This window comes from Simplicispira psychrophila DSM 11588 (genome assembly GCF_000688255.1).
Taxonomy (GTDB): domain Bacteria; phylum Pseudomonadota; class Gammaproteobacteria; order Burkholderiales; family Burkholderiaceae_C; genus Simplicispira; species Simplicispira psychrophila.
Genome location: NZ_JHYS01000002.1, coordinates 360754 through 383963 on the forward strand (window position 1 = coordinate 360754; position 23210 = coordinate 383963).

The following is a 23210-nucleotide window of genomic DNA, read 5'->3' on the forward strand; positions in this document are numbered from 1 at the left end:
TATAGCGCAGCACGACACAAGCACGACAGGCGCGACAAAGAATGACAAAAGCGCGACACAAGCGCGACAAAAATATGTCGCGCTTGTGTCGCGCTTTGTCGTGCTCCCTCTGTGCTGTCGTACCACCACCGACCGCGATAAGCTGGGAGCTTCCTTTTTTAACGACCGACTGCGCCCCTTGCCATGCCCCAATTCGCTGCCAACCTGACGCTGATGTACACCGAGCTGCCGTTTTTGCAGCGCTTTGCTGCAGCGGCGGCGGATGGTTTTACGGCAGTGGAGTACCTGTTTCCCTACGCTTACCCGCCAGCTGCACTGGCTGCGCGCTTGCAAGACAACGGCTTGCAGCAGGTACTGTTCAATGCGCCGCCCGGCGGCACTGATCTGGCGGCGATGGCGGCTGCCTGGGAGGTGGGTGAACGCGGTACGGCGGCGCTGCCGGGGCGCGTGGAGGCGTTTCGCGCCGGTGTGCAGCAGGCGCTGGCCTATGCCGATGCATTGGCGTGTCCGCGCATCCACCTGATGTCGGGCGTGGCCCCGGCCGGGGTGGCACACGACGCACTGACGCAGCAGTGCATTGATAACCTGCGCTGGGCGGCCGAGGCGGCGGCGCAGTGCGGCTGCGAGGTGCTGATCGAACCGATCAACCAGCGCGACATGCCAGGCTATTTTTTGCGCTCCCAGGCCCAGGCCCATGTGCTGCTGGATGCAGTGCAGGCACCGAACCTGAAGGTGCTGATGGACCTGTACCACTGCCAGATCGCCGAGGGCGATGTCGCCAGCAAGCTGCGCCGCTATCTGCCGACCGGGCGCATTGGCCATATCCAGATTGCCGGCGTGCCCGAGCGCCAGGAACCGGACCAGGGTGAGCTGCATTACCCGTATCTGTTTGGCGTGTTGGACACACTGGGGTACTGCGGCTGGGTGGGCTGCGAATACCGACCGGCGGCCGGCACGTCGGCGGGTTTAGGTTGGCGCCCGGTACGCAGGAGTGCGTAAGGGAATGTGTCGATTGATCATTGCAGGGTTTTCCATAGAGTGCAGTAATCGTGCGCGTGGCCTTTTTTAGGGCCTTGGCGCGGCACCTTGCAACTTTCTGGAGAATTTCTTATGGGTACGTCCACTGCCTTGAACCGTTCTGTGGCGCGCCGCGTGACGCTGCTGGCCATTGGTTTGGTCGCCCTGGTGCTGGTGTTGGTCGGCGCCGCCCTGGCGCTGCTGACCGAGCGCAATACGCGTGCGCAGGTGGTGCGCAGCGTGGGCGATACGGCGCAGAGCGTGGCGCAGTCGCTGGACGCGGCCGACGCCACCAACCGCGAACTGGTGCAGCGCACCATGAAGGGTTTTCAGCGCGAGTTTGATGCGGCGATGCAGCTCAACGAGGCCACCGGCGAGCTGTCCAGCTATGGCGCACCAGTCAACGGAGACACCACGGCCGTCGATAAATTTGCCCAGGAAACTGGCGGCATTGCCAGCGTGTTGGCCAAAAAGGGCAATGACTTTGTCACCGTCACCACCTCGATCAAAAACGCCCAAGGCGAGCGCCAGATGGGCGTGGCGCTGGAGCACCACAGCCCGGACTATGCGCAGGCGCAAAAGGGTGAGCCCTATGCTGGCCGCACGGTGGTCAATGGCAAGCCCTATATGGGTTACATGCTGCCGGTGAAGAATGCCAGCGGCCAAGTGGTGGCGCTGCTGTACATCGGCAACGACATCAGCGTGTTTGAAGGCATGCTGGAAAAACAGGTTGCACAAACGCACTTTTTTGAGCAGGGCGGCGTCTATGTGATCGACCCGCGCCAGTCGCTGGCCGAGGCGGTATTTGTTGCCCACCCGACGGCGCGCGGCCAAAAGGTGCTGGAGGCGTATCCGCAGGCACAGGCGTTTTTGACGGCCCTGGGCAGCGCCTCGGATGGCTTTGTGCGCGACGCCGTGCAGGTGCGCAGTACGGATGCCATCGACCCGTGGGCGTTGGTGCGCAAGACCCAGGGCAGTGGCTGGTGGGTGGTGGCGGAGGTGCCTGATGGCGAGGCCATGGCCAGCCAGCACCAGATCACGCTGGCGGTGTGGGGGCTGCTGGCGCTGGCGGTGGCGCTGCTGGCGGCGGGTTTGTTCGTGGTGCTGCGCCGCAGTGTCAGCCAACCACTGCAGGAGCTGACCCAAGCCATCACGCAGGTGGCGCAGGGCGACTTGACCGAGGCCTTTCGCACCACGCGCCAGGATGAGATGGGCGCGCTGGTGCACGAGGTCGAGAAGCTGCGCCAGCACTATGTAGCCACGTTGGGCCAAGTGCGCACGGCGGTGGACAGCATCACCACCGCCAGCGCCGAAATTGCCAGCGGCAACCACGACCTGTCCAGCCGCACCGAGCAGACCGCCAGCAGCCTGCAGCAAACCGCGCAAAGCATGGAGCAGCTCACCGCCACGGTGCGCCAGTCGGCCGACGCGGCGCGCCAAGCCAATCAGCTGGCGACGTCTGCCGCCGAGGTCGCGGCGCGTGGCGGCCAAGTGGTTGGCCAGGTGGTCCAGACCATGGGCGAGATCAACCACAGCTCGCGCAAGATCGCCGACATCATTGGTGTGATTGACAGCATTGCCTTCCAGACCAATATCCTGGCGCTGAACGCCGCTGTCGAGGCGGCGCGCGCCGGCGAGCAGGGGCGCGGCTTTGCCGTGGTGGCCTCTGAAGTGCGCTCATTGGCCGGGCGCAGCGCCGAGGCAGCGCGCGAGATCAAGGCGCTGATCGGCATCTCGGTAGAGAAGGTGGAGTCGGGCGCGCGCCAAGTACAGGACGCCGGCACCACCATGGACGAGATCGTCGGCTCGGTGAAGCGCGTCGGCGACATCATTGGTGAGATCACGGCTGCCGCATCCGAGCAGTCGGACGGCATCGGCCAAGTCAACACCGCCATCAGCGATCTGGACCAGATGACGCAGCAAAACGCCGCGCTGGTGGAGCAGTCCACCGCGGCCAGCCAGAGCCTGAGCGATCAGGCGCTGCGCCTAGGGCAGGCGGTGGGCACGTTTCGCCTGCCGGTGGGGCGTACGCTGGCGCTGGCTGCCTGAGCGCCACGCTACGGGCTTGCTGCAGGCAGTGGCGCTGTTTCGGCTGGATTCCCATTGAGCCCGTCAGCGCTGGACGCGTTCAGGCCTTCAGGCGTCCAGCGTCGGGTAGTCGGTGTAGCCTTCTGCACCGCCGCCGTAGAAGGTGGCACGGTCGGGCGTGTTCAGTGGCGCATTGCGTTGCAGCCGCTCGACCAAATCGGGGTTGGCAATGTAGGGACGGCCAAAGGCAACGATGTCAGCGCCTGCCGCCAGCGCCTGTTCTGCCATCGCCTTGTCGTAAGCGTTGTTCACCATCCAGGCGCCCTGGCCGCCAGCGGTGCGGTACACGGCCTTGAGCTGGGCGTAGTCAAATGGCTGATCCGGCAGTTCGCGCGCGCCGCCGGTGGCGCCTTCAACAATGTGCAGATAGGCCAGACCCAGCGGGGCCAGCTGGTGCATCAGGTAGTCAAAAATTTGCTGCGGGTGGTCGTCGGTGATGTCGTTGGCCGGCGTGACGGGCGAGAGGCGGATAGCGGTGCGGTCGGGGCCGATTTCGTCGGTGATGGCGCGCACCACTTCGAGCAGCAAACGGGTACGGTTTTTCAGATTGCCGCCGTAATCGTCGGTGCGTTGATTGGCACCGGTCTTCAAAAATTGCTCCAGCAGATAGCCGTTGGCGGCGTGGATTTCGACGCCGTCAAAACCACAGGCGATGGCGTTGCGCGCGGCATGGCGGTAGTCCTGCACGATGCCGGGCAACTCGGCCGCATCCAGGGCGCGTGGCATGGAGGTATCGACAAAGGTCGGCACGCCGTCCTGGATCAGCACCGTCTTGGTGTGGGCACGGAGGGCCGAGGGCGCGACCGGCGCTTGGTGCTCGGGCTGCAAGCTGGTGTGCGAAACGCGGCCGACATGCCACAGTTGCACCACGATTTGGCCGTCCGCTGCATGCACGGCGTGGGTCACTTTTTTCCAGCCGTCGAGTTGCTCGGTGCTGTAGAGCCCAGGCACGTCCGAGTAGCCCTGGGCCTGCGGGCTGATGGCGGTGGCCTCGGTGATCAGCAGGCCGGCGCTGGCGCGCTGTGCGTAGTACTGCGCCATCAGCGGCGTCGGGATGGCGTCCGGCGCCCGGTTGCGCGTCAAGGGCGCCATGGCAATGCGGTTGGACAGGTGCAGGCGGCCGGCCTGGATCGGATCGAACAGAGTGGTCATGGAGGTTTTTGAAGAAGAGGGGGAATAAAGGATGGGTGATGAAGCGTAATCGAGCCCGGCCGCCGCTGCACGGGCAAGGACGGCAAAAGCCACTGGTGCGCACGATGATTGTTATGAAAATAATAGCTATAACCGCTTGTCTTATAAGCGCTTGAGGTCGATTTGACCCTTGAAAAAGATGGTAAATAAGGCATTTGCTGCGCTGGCCTGAAAAAATGACACAAGCTCCCAAAAATTCGACACAGGACACTCCCATGCAGACACCTGCGCTGAACCAACTGTCTTCCGTGCGCGCGCACCCGGTGTGGGTGGTGCTGGCCTTGTCGTTGGGGGCGGCGGTGTCGCTGGGCGTCACGCGCTTTGCCTATGCATTGCTGCTGCCGGTGATGCGCAACGATCTCGGCTGGAGTTACACCCTGGCCGGAGGCATGAACACCCTCAATGCGCTGGGCTATTTGCTGGGCGCGCTGACCACGCCGTGGCTGCTGCGGCGCATGGCGCCGGGTACGGTGTTGCTGCTGGGTGCGTTGCTGGCGACGCTGTTCATGGCGCTGAGTGGGTTCTTTATCGACGCCGTGCCCTTGCTGGTGCAGCGCCTGCTGGCGGGCATGGCCAGTGCGTTGGTGTTTGTCGCTGGTGGGCTGATGGCGGCACGCCTGGGGGCGCTGGACACCGGGCGCAGCGGGCTGCTGCTGGGAATTTATTACGGCGGCACTGGCTGGGGCATTGTCGCTTCGGCGCTGCTGGTGCCGCCGGTGTTGGCGGCTGCGCCGGCGCTGCATGGCTGGACCTGGGCTTGGTGGGCGCTGGCAGGGGTGTGCGCGCTGGCGACGGCGGTGTTGGTCTGGCCGGCGCGTGCGCTGCGTGGTCTGGCCAGCGGTGCGCCGACCGCCAGCCCGGGCAATGCCGCGCCGAGTGCACCACCGGCACCGATTGCCTGGCGCTCGCTGGTGCCAGCGCTGCTGGGCTATGGCCTGTTTGGCGTCGGCTACATCGGCTACATGACGTTTGTCGTGGCACTGCTGCGCGACCAAGGCGTGGGCAGTCTGGGGGTGACGGTGTTTTACACGCTGCTCGGTCTGGCGGTGGTGCTGTCGTCGCGCATCTGGGCCGGTCTGCTGGACCGCAGCCGGGGTGGTCAGGCGCTGTCGCGGCTGAATGCCTTGCTGGGACTGGCAACGGTGTTGCCGGCGCTGAGCAGCGCCTGGCCGGTGGCGCTGGTCTCGGGCATGCTGTTTGGCGGGGTGTTTTTGTCGGTGGTGGCATCGACCACCGCGCTGGTGCGCCAGTCCCTGGCGCCGGTGCATTGGGCCACCGGCATCAGCGCCTTCACCATCGTGTTTGCTGCCGGGCAGATCATCGGCCCGACGGTGGTCGGTGCCATTGCCGACGGCCCTGGTGGTTTGGCGCGGGGCTTGGTGTTCTCGGCTGCCGCGCTGTGGCTCGGGGCGCTGGTGGCGGCGCGCCAGAAGCCGCTGTAAGCGCTGCAGTCGCAGCGCTTACAGCGGTTATTTCAGTAAGCCTTCGGCCTGCATGGCGGCGACCACGGCCGGGCGTTGGCTGACGCGCTGGCGCCAGGCCAGCAGGTGTGCCAGCGGCGCCAGATCCAAGCCGACCGGCTTGGCCCAGTTGGTGATGGTGAACAGGTAGGCATCGGCGACGCTGAACTGCGCCCCCATCAGGTAGTCGCGCCCGGCCAGCTGCTGGTTGACAAATTCCAGTCTCTTCAGCAAGCGTTCCTTCATCGCAGCCTTGTATTCGTCATTGGCGGCACCGCCAAAGAAGGGCGAACAGCCCTTGTGCAGTTCGGTGCCAATGAAGTTCAGCCACTCCTGCGCCTGGTAACGCTCAAAGCTGCCGGCGGCTGGCATCAGCTTTTTATCGGGCGCCTGGTCAGCCACGTACTGCACGATGACCGCGCCTTCGCGCAGCGTGCGGCCGTCATCCAGCACCAGAAACGGCACATAACCCAGCGGGTTGATGCTGTAGTAGTCGGTCCCGTCGGCCAGCTGGTGGGTCTTGGTGGGTGCGGCAATGGCCTCGTAAGGCAGGCCGGACTCTTGCAGCACGATGTGCGGTGACAGCGAGCAGGCGCCGGGCGAGTAATAGAGTTTCATGGAGTTTCCTTGGGTGACAGAGCGTGAAAAGCGGGCGCGCAACGCTGCCGCACGCGCCTTGCCATGCTATGCGCTGCCCGGATTTTTTGCTGGGAACGGCGTTTCGCAGCCCAAGTGCGCCAGCAGGCGCGCCAGCGCCGGTGTGATTTCCTTGCTCTGTTGCAGCACGCAAAAGCATTGGCGTTGTATCGGCGGCAGTGGCGTCAGCAGCTCTTGCAATAGACCCTGGCGCAAAAAATCACGCACCACCCAGCGTGACAGGCAGGCCACGCCCAGTCCGGCCGCCGCCGCCTGTTTGATGGCTTCGGAACTGCCCAGCTCGATGACGCGGCGGTAGCTGTGCAGCAGCGGCAGGATGGCCAAGTCACCGGTTTCGCGCGTGCCCGAGCCGCTCTCGCGCAGCAGCCAGACGGCAGTGCGTAGCTGCGCCAGGCTGACCGGCTGGTGCGGGTCCAGGGCGTGCGCGCCGTGCGGCGCTGTGACCAGTACCAGCTCGTCATGCAGCCAGGGGCGCACCGCCAAGCTAGGGTGGTGGCAATGGCCCTCGACCAGACCAATGTCGAGTGAAAAATCTGCCACGCGCGCGCAAATGTCTTCGGTGTTGCCAATGGCCACGCTGGACTGCCAGTGCGTGGCCGTGGCCGGCGTGGTGCCCAGAAATTCCGCCAGCAGTGCTGGCAGCACATGGTTGCCCAGCGTGCTGCTGGCGCCGATGCGCAGCGACTGCAGCTGTGCGCTGGCGTCGTGCGCCATGCGCTCGACTTCGTGCGCGCCTTGCAGCAGGGCCTGTGCGCGCGGCAGCAGGGCGCGGCCGTTGTCATTCAGCAGCAGGCGCTTGCCGGTGCGGTCAAACAGCTGCAGCGACAGCAGGCGCTCCAGCTCATTCACTGCGCCGCTGGTGGCTGACTGCGACAGTGCAATGGCGGCGCTGGCTGCGGTAGTGCTGCCGGTCTGCGCCACGGCGACGAAGATTTGCAGTTGGCGCAGTGTCAGGCGAAGCACGTCCATAGAGGCTCCTAGTATCTAACGATATATCCGTTAGATGATATGCAAATAACCTGTTGGACGGGAAGCGGCGTGGCGCGCAGACTGCTTTTCATGTCTCATCCCACGGCACTGACCCGGCACACCCACGCGGCGCACCCGGCTAAATCGAGCGCGCCGACGCTTTCTCCTGCTCCTGTGGCTGCACCGCGTGCTTGGCGCCGCCTGCTGCCTGGGCTGGCGCTGAGTGCTGTGCTGGCCGGCGCCGGCATCGCTTTGGGGCGCATCGACTGGCTGGCGGCGCACGGCTTCAGCGCGCTGACGCTGGCCATCGTGCTCGGGATGTTGGTCGGCAACACGGTCTATCCGCGCGTGGCTGCCGCCAGTGGCCCGGGCGTGAATCTGTCCAAACAGCAGCTACTGCGTCTGGGCATCATCTTGTACGGCCTGCGCCTGACGGTGCAGGACATCGGCCAAGTCGGCCTCGCCGGTGTAGTGGTCGATGCGCTGGTGCTCAGTTCAACTTTTCTGCTGGCCTGCTGGATCGGTACGCGCTGGTTGGGGCTGGACCGCCAGAGCACCATGCTGATTGGCGCCGGCAGCGCGATCTGCGGCGCAGCCGCGGTGATGGCCGCCGAGCCGGTGGTGAAGGCCCGCGCCGAGCAGGTCACGGTGGCGGTGGCCACGGTGGTGGTGTTTGGCACGGTGTCGATTTTTTTGTACCCGGTGCTGTTCCAGCTGAACCAGCCGTGGCAGCTGATTCCCGGCGGCGCCAACGGTTTTGGCCTGTTTGCCGGCTCGACCATCCACGAGGTGGCGCAGGTGGTGGCCGCCGCGCGCTCGATTGGCCCCGAAGCGGCCGACACGGCGGTGATCGCCAAGATGGTGCGGGTGATGATGCTGGCGCCGTTCCTGCTGTTGCTGTCAGGCTGGTTGGCCCGTGACACAGCCCGCAAAGCAAAGCGCAATGCCAGCGGCCAGGGCGCCCAAAGCGCCAAGGGCAAGATCGCCATCCCCTGGTTTGCCTTCGGCTTTATCGCCGTGGTGCTGTTCAACTCGCTGCAGTGGTTGCCCGTCCAGGCCACTGCCGTGGCCACCGATATTGACACCGGCCTGCTGGCCATGGCCATGGCGGCGCTGGGGTTGTCCACGCACTTCAGCGCCATCCGCAAGGCCGGCGCCAAGCCGCTGTTGTTGGCGCTGATTTTGTTTGGCTGGTTGCTGGTCGGCGGTGGGCTGATCAACCACTGGGTGCCGGTGCTGCTGGGCTGAAGAACGCGGTCTTACGGGCTGGCGCAGACGGCGGGGCGCTCGGCCTGGCCAAAAATCAGGCAGCGTTGGTCGGGTCCCAGTTGCACGCAGCGCGCGCCGGCGGGTTTGCCGTGCGGTATGCCAGGGATGGCACTGGAGATGGACGGCGTGGTGCAGCAAGCGCCGCAGCTGGGACGGCAGTCGGTGGGTGCGGGCGGTGCGACTAGCCGAACCATAACTGCCAACGCTTGCAGTGGGTGCTCAAGCGCTGGCGGCGCGTTGCAGAAGAGGGGGTAAATGCATGACCGGGATTGGAGCACAACTACTGCGCAGGCAATGCTGTTTCACGTGAAACCCAGCGCTGCCGTAAAACCCCACGTGTGCTCAATTTGAGCAGCGCTACCGGCAAAGTGGGAAAATCGCTGGTTCGCCGGCATGTCACCGATTGACATGCCGGCGCTGTTTTTGACCATTGGGCCCGCGTGCCCCGGAGCGTTGTTTCATGTTGTACCCCCAGGAATTTGATGTCATCGTTGTGGGTGGCGGCCACGCCGGCACCGAGGCGGCGTTGGCTGCTGCGCGCATGGGCTGCCAGACGCTGCTGCTCACGCACAACATCGAGACGCTGGGGCAGATGAGCTGCAACCCGTCGATTGGCGGCATTGGCAAGGGCCATTTGGTGAAAGAGGTGGACGCGCTGGGCGGCGCCATGGCACTGGCGACCGACGAGGCGGGGATCCAGTTTCGTATTCTGAACAGCTCCAAAGGCCCGGCGGTGCGTGCCACGCGGGCGCAGGCCGATCGCATTTTGTACAAGGCCGCGATTCGCCATACGCTGGAGAATCAGCCCAATCTGCTGATTTTTCAGCAGGCAGTGGACGACCTGATGGTCGAGGGCGACCGCGTGGTCGGTGCCGTCACACAGGTCGGTATCCGTTTTCGTGGCCGCACCGTGGTGCTGACAGCGGGGACTTTTCTCGATGGCAAAATCCACGTGGGGCTGAATAACTATGCGGCTGGCCGTGCCGGCGATCCGCCCGCCATCAGTCTGTCAGCCCGCCTGAAAGAACTGCAGCTGCCGCAAGGGCGCTTGAAAACCGGTACGCCGCCACGCATCGATGGGCGCAGTATCGATTTCTCAAAATGCAGTGAGCAGCCGGGTGACGGTATGCCGGGCGGTGTGGCGGGTGCTGTGCCGGTATTCAGCTACCTAGCGCATCTGCGCGGCGGTGCAGCGATGCACCCGCAGCAAATGCCGTGCTGGGTCACCCACACCAACCTGCGCACGCACGACATTATCCGCAGCGGCTTTGACCGCAGTCCGATGTTCACCGGCAAGATCGAGGGCATCGGCCCACGCTATTGCCCCAGTGTCGAAGACAAGATCAACCGCTTTGCCGACAAAGACAGCCACCAGATTTTCCTGGAGCCCGAAGGGCTGACGACGCACGAGTTTTACCCGAACGGCATCAGTACTAGCCTGCCGTTCGACATCCAGCTGGCCTTGGTGCGCAGCATGGCTGGGCTGGAGAACGCGCACATCCTGCGCCCTGGCTACGCCATCGAATACGACTACTTTGACCCGCGCTCGCTCAAGAGCAATTTTGAGACGCGCCAGATTCAAGGGCTGTTTTTTGCCGGTCAGATCAACGGCACCACTGGCTACGAGGAGGCGGCCGCGCAGGGGCTATTTGCTGGCGCCAATGCCGCCCTGCAATGCAAGGGGCTGGAGTCGTGGCTACCCGGGCGTGACCAAGCCTACCTGGGCGTGCTGGTGGACGACCTGATCACCAAGGGCGTGACCGAGCCGTACCGTATGTTTACCAGCCGCGCCGAATACCGCCTGCAGCTGCGCGAGGACAACGCCGACATGCGCCTGACCGAAGTCGGCCGCCAGCTGGGACTGGTGGACGATGTGCGCTGGGAGGTATTCAGCCGCAAGCGCGATGCTGTTTCACGTGAAACCGAGCGTCTGAAAACCACTTGGGTCAATCCACGCAATCTGCCGTCCGAAGAAGCGGTGCGCGTGCTTGGTAAGGCCATTGACCATGAATACAACCTGTTTGAATTGCTGCGCCGTCCCGATGTGTCGTATGGCGCGCTGATGGCGATGCAGGATGGTAAATACGCCAGCAGCGCGGTGTCCCGTGAAGCACTGGGCGCCTTGAGTGATTCGGTGGTAGAGCAGGTAGAAATTGCCGCCAATTACGCTGGCTACATCGATCGCCAAAAAGACGAAATTGGCCGCGCAGCGCATTACGAGAAACTGCGCCTGCCGCCCGAGCTGGACTACATGCAGGTGACAGCGCTGAGCATCGAAGCGCGCCAATCATTGGCACGCTTCAAGCCCGAAACGCTGGGGCTGGCCTCGCGCATCAGCGGTATCACGCCGGCTGCCATCTCGCTGCTGCTGGTGCATTTGAAGCGCGGAGGTTTCAAGGATTTTGTTGCCGCCCCGGCGGGAGAGGCTGAATGAGCGCAGCGCTGGAACAGACATTGCGCAGTGGCGCGCAGGCCTTGGCGCTGGACTTGAGCGAAGCACAAATCACGCTGCTGCTGGACTTCATGGCGCTGCTGCAAAAGTGGAACAAGGTCTACAACCTGACCTCGGTGCGTGATCCGGCAGAAATGGTGACGCACCACCTGCTCGACAGCCTGGCGGCGGTAGCCCCGCTGCGCCGGCATTTGGCGCAGGCCGGGCAGGATGCGCCGCGCCTGCTGGATGTGGGCTCGGGCGGCGGTCTGCCCGGCGTGGTATTTGCCATCTGCTGCCCGCAACTGGACGTGAGTTGTGTCGACACCGTGGCCAAGAAGGCGGCATTCATCCAGCAGGCGGCGGTAACGCTGCAGCTGCGTAATTTGCACGGCATTCATGCGCGGGTCGAATCGTTGTCTGGCCCATTTGATGTGGTCAGCTGCCGCGCTTTTGCCTCGCTGCCCGATTTCACCACTTGGTCGCGCGCGGCGCTCGGACCGGATGCTGTCTGGCTGGCGATGAAGGGCAAACACCCGGCGGATGAAATCACGGCCTTGCCGGCAGAGGTACAGGTGTTTCACGTGGAACAGCTGTCGGTGCCCGGGCTGGATGCCGAGCGCTGCATTGTCTGGTTACGCCCGCCAGCGTGAGAACTGGGCCGGTGGCATGTCGCGCCGGCAGGGTCGTGGCGTAAACTCGCCGACGGTGGGCCTACGCTCTTTTCATTGCAAACAACTCCCGAACTATCCGGTACTCCATGGCCAAAATCTTCTGTGTTGCCAACCAAAAAGGTGGCGTTGGTAAAACCACCACCACGGTGAATCTGGCTGCGGGTCTGGCCAAAATTGGTCAGCGTGTGCTGATGGTCGATCTGGACCCGCAGGGCAATGCCACCATGGGCTCGGGGGTGGACAAACGCAATCTGGCGGTATCGGTGTACGAGGTGCTGGTCGATTCCGTCCCGGTACGCGAAGCAGCACAGCTGGCAGAAAAGTGTGGCTACCACGTGGTCGGTGCTAACCGTGAATTGGCCGGGGCCGAGATCGAGTTGGTGCAACTGCCGCAGCGCGAAATGCGCCTGAAAAACGCGCTGGCCAAGGTCGATGGCGACTATGACTTCGTCCTGATTGATTGCCCGCCATCGCTGTCGATGCTGACGCTCAACGGGCTGTGCGCCGCGCATGGCGTGATCGTGCCCATGCAGTGTGAATACTTTGCGCTGGAAGGCGTCACCGACCTGGTGCACACCATCAAGCAGGTGCACGCCAACTTGAACCCCGACTTGCAAATCATCGGCCTGCTGCGCGTCATGTTCGACCCGCGCACCACGTTGCAGCAGCAAGTCAGTGACCAGCTCAAGAGCCACTTTGGCGACAAGGTGTTCAGCACCGTGATTCCGCGCAATGTGCGCTTGGCCGAGGCGCCGAGCTATGGACTGCCGGGGGTTGTGTTTGACCCGTTGGCCAAAGGCAGCCAGGCTTTCATCGCCTTTGCGCAAGAGATGGTGGAGCGGGTGCAATCCATGAACAAAACCGCCAGAACCCAGGCCACCAAGACAAAAAAATCAGTCAAAACAGCCTCAAATGGTTGATGGGTATGCGCTATTAGCTATAAAAATAATAGTACAACAGGCTGAAAAATACCCGTGAAACCCTGCAACATTCTGACCCTGCCCGGCTGGCAAGACTCTGGCCCGGCGCACTGGCAAAGCCGCTGGGAAGCCTTGCACGGCTACCAGCGCGTGCAGCAGCACGATTGGCTGCACCCGCTGCGTGGCGACTGGACGGCGCGGCTGGAAGAAGTGGTGGTGGACAGCCCGGCGCCGGTGGTGCTGGTGGCGCACAGCCTGGGCTGCATTTTGGTGGCGTGGTGGGCGGCGCATTCGCAGCACACCCACCGCGTGCGTGCTGCGCTGTTGGTGGCGCCGGGCGATGTCGAGCGCGAAGACCTGCACATCCCCTTGCATGGCTGGGCGCCAGTAGCGCGCCAGCCGCTGCCGTTTCCAGCGCTGCTGGTGGCCAGCCGCAACGACCCTTTTTGCAGCTTTGAGCGTGCGCAAGACATGGCGCAGCACTGGGGCGCGCGCTGCGTCGATGCCGGCGCCGGCGGCCATCTGAATGCTGATTCGGGTCTGGGCGATTGGCCCCAGGGCCAGGACTGGCTGCACTCCTTACTGAAAGATTGAAGAACAACATGGTCACGAAAAAATCCAAGGGTTTGGGGCGCGGTCTAGAGGCTTTGCTCGGCCCGCAGGTGGTTGAGCACCCTGCGGCGGCGCCGTTGCAGGACGATGGTCTGCCGCACAGCCTGGCCCTGACCGACCTGGTGCCGGGCCGCTACCAGCCGCGCACGCACATGGACGAGGGCGCGCTGTACGAGTTGGCCGAGAGCATCAAGGCGCAGGGCATCATGCAGCCGATTTTGGTGCGCCGTTTGGCGGAGGGTGAGCACGCCGGCCAGTACGAAATCATTGCCGGTGAGCGGCGTTTTCGGGCGGCCAAACTGGCGGGTTTAGACAGTGTGCCGGTGCTGGTGCGCGACGTGCCCGACGCGGCCGCCGCCGCCATGGCGCTGATCGAGAACATGCAGCGTGAAGACCTCAATCCGCTGGAAGAAGCGCAGGGCCTGTCGCGCTTGGTGAAAGAATTTGGCCTGACACACGAGCAGGCGGCGCAGGCGGTGGGGCGCTCGCGCAGTGCCGCCAGCAATTTGCTGCGCCTGCTGAATTTGGCCGATCCGGTGCAGACCCTGCTGATGGCCGGCGACATCGACATGGGCCACGCGCGCGCCCTGCTGACGCTGGATCGGGCGGCGCAGATCACCGCCGGCCACCAAATTGCTGCCAAAAAGCTGTCGGTGCGTGAGGCTGAGGCGCTGGTGAAAAAGATCGGCGCTGACTTTAATTTAGTGCCGCAAAAGCCGCACCAAACCAAATCGCGCGACATCCAGCGGGTGGAAGAAGAGCTGTCGGACTTGCTGATGGCGCAGGTGGAAGTGCGCGTCAAAAAGCGCGTCAAACGCGCCGGCCGGGTGGAAGACATGGGCGAGTTGGCGATCCAGTTTGGTTCGCTCGAAGCGCTCAACGGCCTGATCGACCGTCTGCGCCGGGAGTAACGCGGTGGCGCGGTCGGCGGCTTGGCTGCCCTGGCCCCTGCCGGCATTGCTGGCGTGGGGCGGGGCGTGGCTGGTGTTTGTGGCGCTGTTGCGCGTGGCGCCGCTGCTGCTGGCGGTGCTGCTGGCGTGCAGCGTCGGCGTGGTCGCCAGTCTGCTGGCGCGCAACTGGTGGCGGCGCAGTTGGGTCGCACTGGGCTTTCCGCTGTCGCTGGCCTTGACCGGCGCGGCCGCCCTGCCAGCTTGGGCGTGGTTAGCGCCGCTGGCGTTGCTGCTGCTAGTGTATCCGCTCAATGCCTGGCGCGACGCACCGGTGTTTCCGACCCCGCGCCAAGCGCTGGACGGGCTGGCCGGGCTGGCGCCGCTGGCGCCACAGGTGCGCGTGCTGGACGCCGGTTGCGGCCTGGGCGACGGGCTACTGGCGCTGCGCCGCGCCTATCCGCAGGCGCATATCGAGGGCGTGGAGTGGAGCTGGCCGCTGCGCCTGCTGTGCGCGCTGCGCTGCCCTTGGGCGCGCGTGCGGCGCGGCGATATGTGGCGCACCGACTGGAGCCGCTACCAGCTGGTGTATCTGTTTCAGCGCCCTGAAAGCATGGCCCGTGCCGGCGCCAAAGCGCGCGCCGAACTGACTCCTGGCGCTTGGCTGGTGAGCCTGGAGTTTCCCCTGCCCGATACCCCTGCACAAGCCCGGCTGCGCCTGCCCGGCGGGCGCGTGGTGTGGATCTACCAGACCCAGACCCAAGTGCACACGCCGCAGACCTGAGCGCGTGCGTGGTGCCCGCAGGTGTGGCGGTCGAGAGACAAAAACCCGCCGGCAGAACAAATTCTCCCCACGATATATGCGGTCTTTGTTACATTCTCGTTTGATTTTTTACAAAAATCATCTGCCAGAAGGGAATGGCGCGACCGGGTTTTTCTGGCACTTCGTCCACAAACCAGCAAGGAAATTTATGAGCCACAGGCCATTGCCACGTCCCCGTTTTTGGGGCGCCCTGGCGCTTGCCATTGCCCTGACCGGCTGCGCCAACATGCAAAGCCACGACAAGCTGGCGTCCGATGTGCAGACCGCCGGGCAAAGTGGCGGCATTCCGGCTGCGCTGGCGCGGCTGGAGGCTTCTGCCACTTCGGAAGAGCAGAAAACAGCGCTGCTCTACAACCTGGAGCGTGGCGAGCTGCTGCGCCTGGATCGGCGCTACGGCGACAGCAACCACGCCTTCATGCTGGCTGACAACAAGGTCAAGGAGTGGGAAGAGGCGGCAACCACCAACCCGAGCAAGCTCATGGGCACGGTAGGCGCCGCACTGATCAGCGAGCGGCTGAAAGTGTATGAAGGCCAGGACTATGAAAAGGTCTGGCTGACGACGCGCTTGGCGCTGAACCGCGTCGCGTTGGGCGATCTGGACAATGCCCGTGTGGACATCAAGCGCACCCACGAGCGCGAAGCCATCATTGCCGAGTTCCGTGCCAAAGAATGGGTGGCTGCCGAAGAAGAAGCCAAGGCCAAAGGCGCCACCTCTGGCAACAAAGAACTCAATGGCTATCCGGTGGAAACGCTCAACGACCCTGAGGTGCTGGCGCTGAAAAACGGCTACCAGAACGCCCTGAGCCATTACTTGGCCGGTTTTTTGTACGAGGCCATGAACGAGCCCGGCATGGCCGCCCCCGGCTACCGCAAGGCGATTGAACTCAAGCCTGAAACCGGCGTGCTCGAAGAGGGCCTGCGCGGGCTCGACAGCCGTACCAGCTTTACCTGGAAGAAGCGCCAGCGCATGACCGACGTGCTGTTCATTGTCGAAGCTGGCGATGCGCCCGCACGCAAGCCCAAGGCCTTTACGCTGCCCATTCCCATCGGTTCGCGCTGGAGCACGGTGAGCCTGTCCTACCCGGTGATTGAGCCGTCCAACGACCCGGTGCTGGGCCAGTTGTCGGTGGCCGGTTACGACTTCAAGCTCGAAAAAGTGGTCGATCTGAACGTCATGGCGCGCCGCGCCCTGAAGGAAGAAATGCCCGGCATGGTGCTGCGCGGCTTTACCCGTGCTGTGGCCAAGGGCGTGCTGCAAGACCAGTTGCAGAAAAATGGCGGCCTGATTGGCGGCTTGATCGGTGCTGTGGCCTCTGTGGCTACGGAGCAGGCCGATGACCGCATGTGGCGCATGTTGCCGGGTCGCGTCTACGTGGCGCGTGGCTATTTGCCGCCGGGCGAGCACCGCATTCGCCTCAATGGCAGTGAGCTGGAGCAGAGCATCAAGATTGAAGGCCAATACGCTGTGGTGCCGCTGCGCTTCTACCACCGCAGCGTGCTGCACGGCGATGTGGCCAGCATCGGACAATTGGCGGCTGTGGCGACGGCTCCTGTCCCCGCCGGGGACACCCCAGCCGCTGCAGGCAAACCGGCTGCCAAAACGCCGCTGCCACGGCGCGCCGCACGGGCGCCGCAGCGCACGTCAAACAAAGCCGCAGCGCCCGTCGCCGCAGTGCAGTGACTTTTTCATTGATCCAGGAGCTTTTTATGACCCCTCGCCATTTCCTTGCCAGCGCCTGCATGGCCCTGCTGGCCCTGGCTGGCAGCGCCCAGGCGCAGCAGCACGATCCGGCCACGCCCCTGGCCGTAGCGGCCAAGGTCGATTTGCGCGGTGACGCCCACAGCATTGCGGTGCGCGAGATGCGCATCGTGCGCAAGAACGACGTGCTCATCGTCCAGGCCGATCTGGCCAGCCAGGGCCGCAGCGACCGCACGGTGTTTTATCGCTTCAAGTGGCTCGACAGCGTGGGCAACCAGGTGGGTGATGGCGAATCATGGAAGCAGATCGCCGTCCAGGGCTTGGGCCAGCAAACCCTCAAGAGCGTGGCGCCGACCGGTGCGGCTGCCGATTTCCGGCTTGAAATGAACGTAGAAACGCGCTGAATGCGCCCCAGAGCACAAGAAACCCATGCAAACACTTTCGCGCCACGCACTCCTCTCGGCCCTGGTGGCCAGCACGCTCGCCCTCGCCGGGTGCCAGAACCTCTCCTCCCCTGTGGTGCGCTTTGACCGCCAGGTCAACTACGGCGATGCCAAGGCGGTCGAACTGGTGACCAACGAATTTGGTTCGTCCGACCTGCAGATGATTGCCGAAAAAATGACCGGCAGCCTGCTCGAAACCGGCATCTTCCAGGGCCGCCCGACGGTGACCATTTCCACCGTCAAGAACAAGACCAGCGAGTACATCGACACCACCAACGTCATGAGTTCCATCCAGACCTCGCTGATCAAGTCGGGCAAGGTGCGCTTTGTCCGTTCCATCAACGAAATGCAGCAGGGCGTGGACGAGTTGCAGCGGCAAAACCAGAGCGGTCTGTACAAACAGAACACCACCGCCAAGGTCGGCCAGATGACGGCGGCGCGCTACAGCATGGAAGGCGAGCTGACCAGCATCGTCAAGCAAAACGCTGCCACCAAAGACGTGTACTACAAGTTCACGCTCAAGCTGTTTGACGTGCAAGAGGGCACCATCGAATGGCAGGATGAAAAAGAAATCCGCAAAACCAGCAAGCGCTAAAGAGGCCCGTGATGACCCTTATGTCCGTCATGCAACGCAGAACCTTTGTCACCGCCACCTTGGCGGCCGCCGCCGCGCTGGCCAGCACCAGCGCCGTTTGGGCACAAAACGCCGCCAAAATCGCCGTCACCGACCTGGCCTACGCACAGCAGGTGTCGGCGTATTTTGAAGCCGCCACCTACCAGCGCAGCGCGCAGATGAGCGCCCAGGCCAGCGCCAGCGGCTCGCACAGCCACGGCCGGTATGGCGGCTCGGGCGGCTATTCGGGCAACCAGTCGATGCAGGCCTCCGAGCAGGCCAGCGGCACCTATGTGTCTGGCCGCTACAGCTACATCGAACAACGCGAGCTGGGCGCCTACACCAACGACATCAAGGGCGCGCTGCTGCGCGGCACGGCGTTTCGTCTGGTGCAGGGCAAAGGCTTTGATGCCGGCGCGCCGCAGCCGAGCAAGGCCGAGCAGGTGCTGAATCAAGTCAAGGGCGGCAAGATGGCCACGCCGGTGCGCCAGCCGCAGGTCGGCGACATCATTGCGCGTATCAAAAAGGGCGAGTTCAACGGCGCGGACTATGTGTTGTTTGGCGTGGTTTCCCACATCGACTTCAGCGACGCGCTGTCGCCGCTGCAGGGCACCAGCAGTGCCACGCTGCAATACGGCCTGAATCTGCTGGCCGATTTTTCGTTGATCAACACCCGCAGCTACGAAATCAAGGCCGCGTTCTCGGCCCAAGGCGCAGGCAACGACACCAAAATTTTGTCCAATCGGGGCGACATTGCGCCGCCCAACCGGGCCAAGGTGATGCGCGAAACCTCGCAAAGTCTGGCGCAGAGCGTGTACCAGCAGCTCACCGACCAGCTGGGCTATTCCGACCCCAATCTGTCACGCGGCGTGCGCCAGCAGCAGATGCCGATGCCGATGCCACTACAGGGCGGCCAGCCGAGCTATGCGCCGGCGCCGCAGCCAGAGCAGGTCATCATCTTGCGCTGATGTCACAGTGCAGGTAATCGATCAGGCCAGCTGCGTGCTGGCCTTTTTCTTGCGCGCGGCGGCGGTGGTCGCCGTGGCCGTGTTGGGTGCTGGCTTAACGGCCTGTGCCAGTGCCGACCTTGCGCCCGCACCAAGGTCGGACAGCTTCAGCGTGCGCAGTCTGCCCGGTGTGGACGGCCAGCTATTGCAAGCGCTGTACCGTAGCGAGCGCGTGGCGCCGCTGCGTTACCGCGTCATCGTGATTCCCGGCTCAGGCTGCGCCGGCATGGGGCCGTGGGCCGAGCGCTACTTTGCTGGCCTGCTGCACGCGCAAGTGCTGGTGCTGCACAAACCGGGTGTGGCTCCAGACAGCCGCACCGCGCCCGGCGACTGTTCGGCCAATTTTGTCCAAACCGATGCCTTGGGTGCTTGGCGCGAGCACGCCCGCGCTGCTGTGCGTGCCGATGCAGCGCAGCGCGCGGGCGACCCGGTGATGGTCGCGCTGCCGCAGTTGTTGATCGGTATCTCCGAAGGCGCCGAGTTGTTACCGGCGCTGGCGCCAGAAGTGGTCTCACTGGCGGGTGTGGTGCTGATCGGCTCCAGTGGCCTCAATCCGCTGGAGGCCGGCACGCTACAGGCGCGGCGCTTGGGTGCTGCGGCATGGGCGCAGTGGCAGGCGTTGGGCGTGGCGCAGGCCGGTGATCGGCCCGACAGCCAGGTGCAGCAAGGGCGCAGCCTGCGTTATTGGCGCGACCTGTGGTCCTGGTCTCTGCTACCGGCGTTGCTGGCCGGGCCGTGGCCCTTGTTGCAGGTGTGGGGCGCGGATGATGCGCGGGTGCCGGCCAGCGCTTATGCCCGTTTCATGGCACGCGCCCAAGGCCGTGTGGCGCCGTATTGCCCGCGCCGGCTGGCGGGGGCTGACCATGGCCTGCAGCGCCCTGCAGAGCCGGATGGCCAGGGCGGGCACGATGGCGTTCAGCAGGTGTGGGGGTGGTTGGAGAACTGGGCCCGCGCAGCGCAGCCGGGGATGTGCGCGGCGCTGGCGCCGTGAATGCAGGTCAGCGGGCCAGCGGGAGAAGCGAATTTAGACGGGTGTCTTGCTGCCGGGCGGCGGCGCGGGCTTTTCGTTCATTTTGCGGTTCATGATGACGGCAGCGCCCACGGTGCCAATGATCATCATGAAGATGCCGATGATGCTCATCAGGCCATAGTCGGTAGTGAAAAGGTCGGTCAGCATTTTCATAAGGTTCCCTTGATTGTTAAAGCCATTGTGCTAGTAAGGATTCTGAATCCTACCCCATGGAGCGCCTTGACCTACGTCAGCAGTGCAGATCTGTCCGCCCGGGGATGTCCTTTGGATGGTGCGGATCTACACTGGCTCGGTGCCGATTCCCTTTGTTTTGACTGAAAGAAGCCCATGAGCCGCATTGCAGTGACTGAGAAAATCATTTCCACCAAAGTCAGCCGGGGGCTGAAATGGTCGGAGGTGGCCCAGAAAGTGGGTTTGAGCAAGGAGTGGGTAACAGCGGCCTGCCTGGGCCAGATGACGCTGAATGCGGACCAAGCCGCCACCGTCGGTGATATTTTTGGCCTGACGGTGGACGAGCGCCAGTGGTTGATGGTGGCGCCGTACAGAGGCTCACTGCCCACCAGCGTGCCCAGCGATCCGCTGATCTACCGTTTTTATGAGTTGATCAGCGTCTATGGCAGCACCTTCAAAGAGCTGATCCATGAAGAGTTTGGCGACGGCATCATGAGCGCCATCGACTTTCGCATGGACTTGGCGCGTGAGAGCGATCCCCACGGTGACCGCGTCAACATCACTCTGTCGGGTAAATTCTTGCCCTACAAAACCTATTGAGTGGCACGACCCTGGCGTGTAGCGCCAAAGCTGTTTTGAGAGGTGCCATGCCATCAAAATTAATAGCTTGAAGCGCTTGTCACGTAAGGGTTAAAGCCTATTTTGACCTTCATAAATCGGTCCGCAGCATGACGTTATCTTCTTCTGCCGCCGCCAGTGCCGCTGTGCCCTGGCGCCAGGATGCGCGCACGATGGGCCTGATTGGCTTGGCGCATGGCTCTTCACATTTTTTTCATTTGCTGCTGCCGCCGTTGTTTCCATGGCTGATCAGTGAGTTTGGCTTCAGTTACTCCGAACTGGGCTTGCTGGTGTCGGTGTTTTTTGTCATCTCGGGCGTGGGTCAGGCACTGTCGGGCTTCCTGGTTGACCGCGTGGGCGCGCGCCCGATCCTGTTTGGTGCGCTGTTGTGTTTTGCGGGGGCGGGCATAGTGGCGGGTATGGCGCAGGGCTATGCGGGTCTGCTGGTGGCGTCGGCACTGGCCGGTCTGGGCAATGCACCGTTCCATCCGGTGGACTTCACCATCCTCAACAAGCGGCTGTCACCGCAGCGCCTGGGCCATGGTTTTGCGGTGCACGGCATTTCTGGCAATCTGGGCTGGGCGGCATCGCCAGTGTTCATGACCGGCATCACCACGGTCACCGGTTCGTGGCGCATCGCGTGCGTGTGCGGCGGCCTGCTGGCGCTGCTGGTGCTGGCCATCATGGTCTGGAACCGCGATGCGCTCGACGACCGCCAGGGTGCCTGGGCGCACCAGGACAAGCCCACAGGTGCTGCGGCGCTGGTACCCGAACACCCCATGGCCTTTTTGCGCCTGCCCTCGGTGTGGCTGTGCTTTTCGTTCTTTTTCTGGACCACTTGTGCGCTCAGCGCCATCCAGAGTTTTGCCAGCCCGGCGCTGCAAAAAATGTACGGCCTGCCCCTGTCGCTGACCTCGATGGTGGTGACTGGCTACATGTTGTGCGGTGCCGCTGGCATGGTGGTGGGCGGGTTTCTGGTCGGGCGCGTGGTGCGGCTGGAGCGGGTGATTTCTCTGTGCCTGCTGGCGTCTGGTGCGCTGCTGGTCGTGGTTGGCTTGGGCCTGCTGCCGGGCATGGGTGCCATGGTGCTGGCGGCGCTGGCCGGTGTGGGCACTGGGCTCGCCGGGCCGTCGCGCGACATGCTGATCAAGCGCGCGGCACCGCCCGGTGCCACCGGGCGCGTCTATGGCACGGTGTATTCGGGGCTGGATCTGGGTTTTGCCCTGTCTGCACCGGTGTTTGGTGCGCTGTTGGACCAAGGCTTGGTGTCAGGCATTTTTTACGGCTCGGCGGCGGCGCTGGTGCTGGGCGTGGTGTCGGCTACCTGGGTGGGCGCCGGGATTGCAGCGCGCAGTTCGCGCGTGGTACCGGCACCCGGTTAACCATCCGTTTCTGGGTGCAAGACGCTAGCAAGCACCATCGTCTAGGGTGCCTTATTTACCGTAGCCTGAGCCTTGCATGACCGCTGACGTCCCCACGCTGTTGTTGATGATTATTGTGTCCTCGGTGGTGGTGGCAGGGGCTTTGCTGGTGCTCAACGGCAACCAGCGCCGCGATGGCTTGCAGTATTGGGCTGGCGCCTTGCTACTTACTGCAGTGGGCTATGGGCTGATGTTGCTGCGTGGGCGGATTTCTGATCTGCTGTCGATCGTGCTGGCCAATGCACTGCTGTCGGCTGCCGTGGCCGGCTTTCTGGTGGCGGTGCGCTGTTTTCATGGCTTGCCGTTGCGGCGGACGGGCGCACTGGCGCCGGTGCTGGTGGTGGCGGCACTGATGTTTGTTTTTCAAGGCGACTTCGTTGCCCGCCTGGTGATCAGCAGCTTCAGCCTGGCTTTGCAGGTCGGGTGGGTGTTGTGGGTGCTGCGGCGCAACCGGTTGCAATATGAGGCGGGAGGGGGCCGTGGAGCGCTGCTGCTGGCGGGCGGGTTGGCGTTGATAGGCCTCACCGTACTGGTGCGCGGCAACTCGGCACTTTTTTCATCGCTCAACCTCGCCACCATCCTGCAAGGCAATCTGGTGCAGACGCTGACCTTCATGGTCACTTTCATCGCCACGCTGGTGACCTCATTTGGCTTCGTCTTCATGGTCAAGGAGCGCGCGGATGACGCCAACGTGCGTCTGGCGGCGCAAGACGCTCTGACCGGTGTGGCCAACCGCCGCGCGCTGATGCTGGCACTGGAGCGCGAATTGGCACGCGCCGTACGTCAGCGCACACCGCTGGCGCTGCTGATGCTGGATATCGACCACTTCAAACAGGTCAATGACCACTACGGTCACTTGGCCGGCGATCAAGTGCTGCGCCACACGGTGCAGGTGGTAGGACAGCATCTGCGCACCCAAGACCTGCTGGGGCGCTATGGCGGTGAAGAATTTTTGGTGCTGCTGCCGGGCACCGACCTGCAAGGCGCGCAGCGACTGGGCCAGCAGCTGTGCCAAGCAGTGCAAAACGCGCCCTGCGACTGGCGCGGCCAGCCGATTGCAGTGACGGTGAGCGTGGGTATTTCTGTCTGCGCAGTGGGCGACCAGCCCGACTGGGAGACACTGCTGCTGGCCGCCGACAAAGCCCTGTACCGCGCCAAAGACAATGGCCGAAACCGGGTGGAAGTGGCTTTGTTGTCTCGTGGAGACTAG

General features: G+C 63.8%; 22 protein-coding genes and 1 pseudogene. 18 read left to right on the top strand and 5 right to left on the bottom strand.

Annotated elements, in window-relative coordinates; genetic code table 11:
* Positions 1 to 183: 183 nt before the first annotated feature.
* Both otnI and Q390_RS0103715 read left to right on the top strand, forming a co-directional pair.
* A complete protein-coding gene (gene otnI / locus Q390_RS0103710) occupies positions 184 to 999 on the top strand; it encodes a 2-oxo-tetronate isomerase (protein WP_027994865.1) in 816 nt (271 codons plus the stop codon).
* 111 nt (positions 1000 to 1110) lie between these two features.
* Positions 1111 to 3066, top strand: a complete 1956-nt coding sequence (locus tag Q390_RS0103715) for a methyl-accepting chemotaxis protein (protein WP_027994866.1) — start codon at positions 1111 to 1113, stop codon at positions 3064 to 3066.
* Between the two features lie 87 nt (positions 3067 to 3153).
* Here Q390_RS0103715 and Q390_RS0103720 read toward each other — a convergent pair whose 3' ends face one another.
* A complete protein-coding gene (locus Q390_RS0103720) occupies positions 3154 to 4257 on the bottom strand; it encodes an alkene reductase (protein ID WP_027994867.1) in 1104 nt (367 codons plus the stop codon).
* Between the two features lie 254 nt (positions 4258 to 4511).
* Between Q390_RS0103720 and Q390_RS0103725 the strand changes: the two genes are divergently transcribed.
* Positions 4512 to 5738: a YbfB/YjiJ family MFS transporter gene (locus Q390_RS0103725; protein ID WP_051603020.1), complete on the top strand. Its 1227-nt coding sequence runs from the start codon at positions 4512 to 4514 to the stop codon at positions 5736 to 5738.
* Positions 5739 to 5765: 27 nt separating this feature from the next.
* On the opposite strand, the gene gstA is transcribed toward Q390_RS0103725, so the two are convergent.
* Together gstA and Q390_RS0103735 are read right to left on the bottom strand one after the other, a co-directional pair.
* A complete protein-coding gene (gstA, locus tag Q390_RS0103730) occupies positions 5766 to 6374 on the bottom strand; it encodes a glutathione transferase GstA (protein WP_027994869.1) in 609 nt (202 codons plus the stop codon).
* A 66-nt stretch (positions 6375 to 6440) separates the two neighbouring features.
* Positions 6441 to 7382: a LysR family transcriptional regulator gene (locus Q390_RS0103735; protein WP_027994870.1), complete on the bottom strand. Its 942-nt coding sequence runs from the start codon at positions 7380 to 7382 to the stop codon at positions 6441 to 6443.
* Between the two features lie 90 nt (positions 7383 to 7472).
* Between Q390_RS0103735 and Q390_RS0103740 the strand changes: the two genes are divergently transcribed.
* Entirely contained in the window at positions 7473 to 8630 is a 1158-nt protein-coding gene (locus Q390_RS0103740) for a YeiH family protein (RefSeq protein ID WP_084153756.1), read from the top strand.
* Between the two features lie 20 nt (positions 8631 to 8650).
* Here the strand turns inward: Q390_RS0103740 and Q390_RS17420 are convergent.
* Positions 8651 to 8845 (bottom strand): annotated as a pseudogene (locus tag Q390_RS17420) (YkgJ family cysteine cluster protein); the annotation flags it as partial.
* 266 nt (positions 8846 to 9111) lie between these two features.
* Between Q390_RS17420 and mnmG the strand changes: the two are divergent.
* The 11 genes from mnmG to Q390_RS0103805 all read left to right on the top strand — a co-directional run bounded on the left by mnmG (position 9112) and on the right by Q390_RS0103805 (position 19751).
* Positions 9112 to 11085 carry a tRNA uridine-5-carboxymethylaminomethyl(34) synthesis enzyme MnmG gene (mnmG, locus tag Q390_RS0103755; RefSeq protein WP_027994872.1) on the top strand — a complete coding sequence of 658 codons (1974 nt, stop codon included), beginning with the start codon at positions 9112 to 9114 and terminating at the stop codon, positions 11083 to 11085.
* Positions 11082 to 11735, top strand: a complete 654-nt coding sequence (gene rsmG, locus Q390_RS0103760; RefSeq protein WP_027994873.1) for a 16S rRNA (guanine(527)-N(7))-methyltransferase RsmG — start codon at positions 11082 to 11084, stop codon at positions 11733 to 11735. The genes mnmG and rsmG overlap by 4 nt, the downstream gene beginning before the upstream one ends.
* Positions 11736 to 11842: 107 nt before the next feature.
* On the top strand, positions 11843 to 12676 hold the full coding sequence (locus Q390_RS0103765; protein ID WP_027994874.1) for a ParA family protein: 834 nt from the start codon (positions 11843 to 11845) through the stop codon (positions 12674 to 12676).
* 54 nt (positions 12677 to 12730) lie between these two features.
* The gene (locus tag Q390_RS0103770) at positions 12731 to 13270 is read left to right on the top strand and encodes an RBBP9/YdeN family alpha/beta hydrolase (protein WP_027994875.1); all 540 of its coding nucleotides are present in this window, start codon (positions 12731 to 12733) and stop codon (positions 13268 to 13270) included.
* A gap of 8 nt (positions 13271 to 13278) precedes the next feature.
* Entirely contained in the window at positions 13279 to 14199 is a 921-nt protein-coding gene (locus tag Q390_RS0103775) for a ParB/RepB/Spo0J family partition protein (protein ID WP_027994876.1), read from the top strand.
* Positions 14200 to 14203: 4 nt separating this feature from the next.
* Positions 14204 to 14959, top strand: coding sequence for a class I SAM-dependent methyltransferase (locus Q390_RS0103780; protein ID WP_027994877.1), 756 nt, complete (start codon positions 14204 to 14206; stop codon positions 14957 to 14959).
* Between the two features lie 187 nt (positions 14960 to 15146).
* Positions 15147 to 16679 (top strand): COG3014 family protein, encoded by a 1533-nt coding sequence (locus Q390_RS17425; protein WP_051603017.1) that lies wholly within the window; start codon positions 15147 to 15149, stop codon positions 16677 to 16679.
* A gap of 26 nt (positions 16680 to 16705) precedes the next feature.
* The gene (locus Q390_RS0103790) at positions 16706 to 17101 is read left to right on the top strand and encodes a YcfL family putative periplasmic lipoprotein (RefSeq protein WP_027994878.1); all 396 of its coding nucleotides are present in this window, start codon (positions 16706 to 16708) and stop codon (positions 17099 to 17101) included.
* Positions 17102 to 17126: 25 nt separating this feature from the next.
* Positions 17127 to 17735, top strand: coding sequence for a penicillin-binding protein activator LpoB (gene lpoB / locus Q390_RS0103795; protein ID WP_051603018.1), 609 nt, complete (start codon positions 17127 to 17129; stop codon positions 17733 to 17735).
* An 11-nt stretch (positions 17736 to 17746) separates the two neighbouring features.
* A complete protein-coding gene (locus tag Q390_RS0103800) occupies positions 17747 to 18721 on the top strand; it encodes a hypothetical protein (protein ID WP_245606857.1) in 975 nt (324 codons plus the stop codon).
* A 7-nt stretch (positions 18722 to 18728) separates the two neighbouring features.
* Positions 18729 to 19751, top strand: a complete 1023-nt coding sequence (locus tag Q390_RS0103805; protein ID WP_245606858.1) for an alpha/beta hydrolase — start codon at positions 18729 to 18731, stop codon at positions 19749 to 19751.
* A 33-nt stretch (positions 19752 to 19784) separates the two neighbouring features.
* On the opposite strand, the gene Q390_RS19345 is transcribed toward Q390_RS0103805, so the two are convergent.
* Positions 19785 to 19943: a DUF3149 domain-containing protein gene (locus Q390_RS19345; RefSeq protein ID WP_084153757.1), complete on the bottom strand. Its 159-nt coding sequence runs from the start codon at positions 19941 to 19943 to the stop codon at positions 19785 to 19787.
* Positions 19944 to 20117: 174 nt separating this feature from the next.
* Here Q390_RS19345 and cynS point away from each other — a divergent pair, with 174 nt between their 5' ends.
* The 3 genes from cynS (at position 20118) to Q390_RS17430 (ending at position 23210) form a co-directional block, all read left to right on the top strand.
* Positions 20118 to 20561 carry a cyanase gene (gene cynS, locus Q390_RS0103815; RefSeq protein ID WP_027994882.1) on the top strand — a complete coding sequence of 148 codons (444 nt, stop codon included), beginning with the start codon at positions 20118 to 20120 and terminating at the stop codon, positions 20559 to 20561.
* A gap of 128 nt (positions 20562 to 20689) precedes the next feature.
* The gene (locus Q390_RS0103820; RefSeq protein ID WP_027994883.1) at positions 20690 to 21961 is read left to right on the top strand and encodes an MFS transporter; all 1272 of its coding nucleotides are present in this window, start codon (positions 20690 to 20692) and stop codon (positions 21959 to 21961) included.
* A gap of 76 nt (positions 21962 to 22037) precedes the next feature.
* Positions 22038 to 23210, top strand: a complete 1173-nt coding sequence (locus tag Q390_RS17430) for a GGDEF domain-containing protein (RefSeq protein ID WP_037472046.1) — start codon at positions 22038 to 22040, stop codon at positions 23208 to 23210.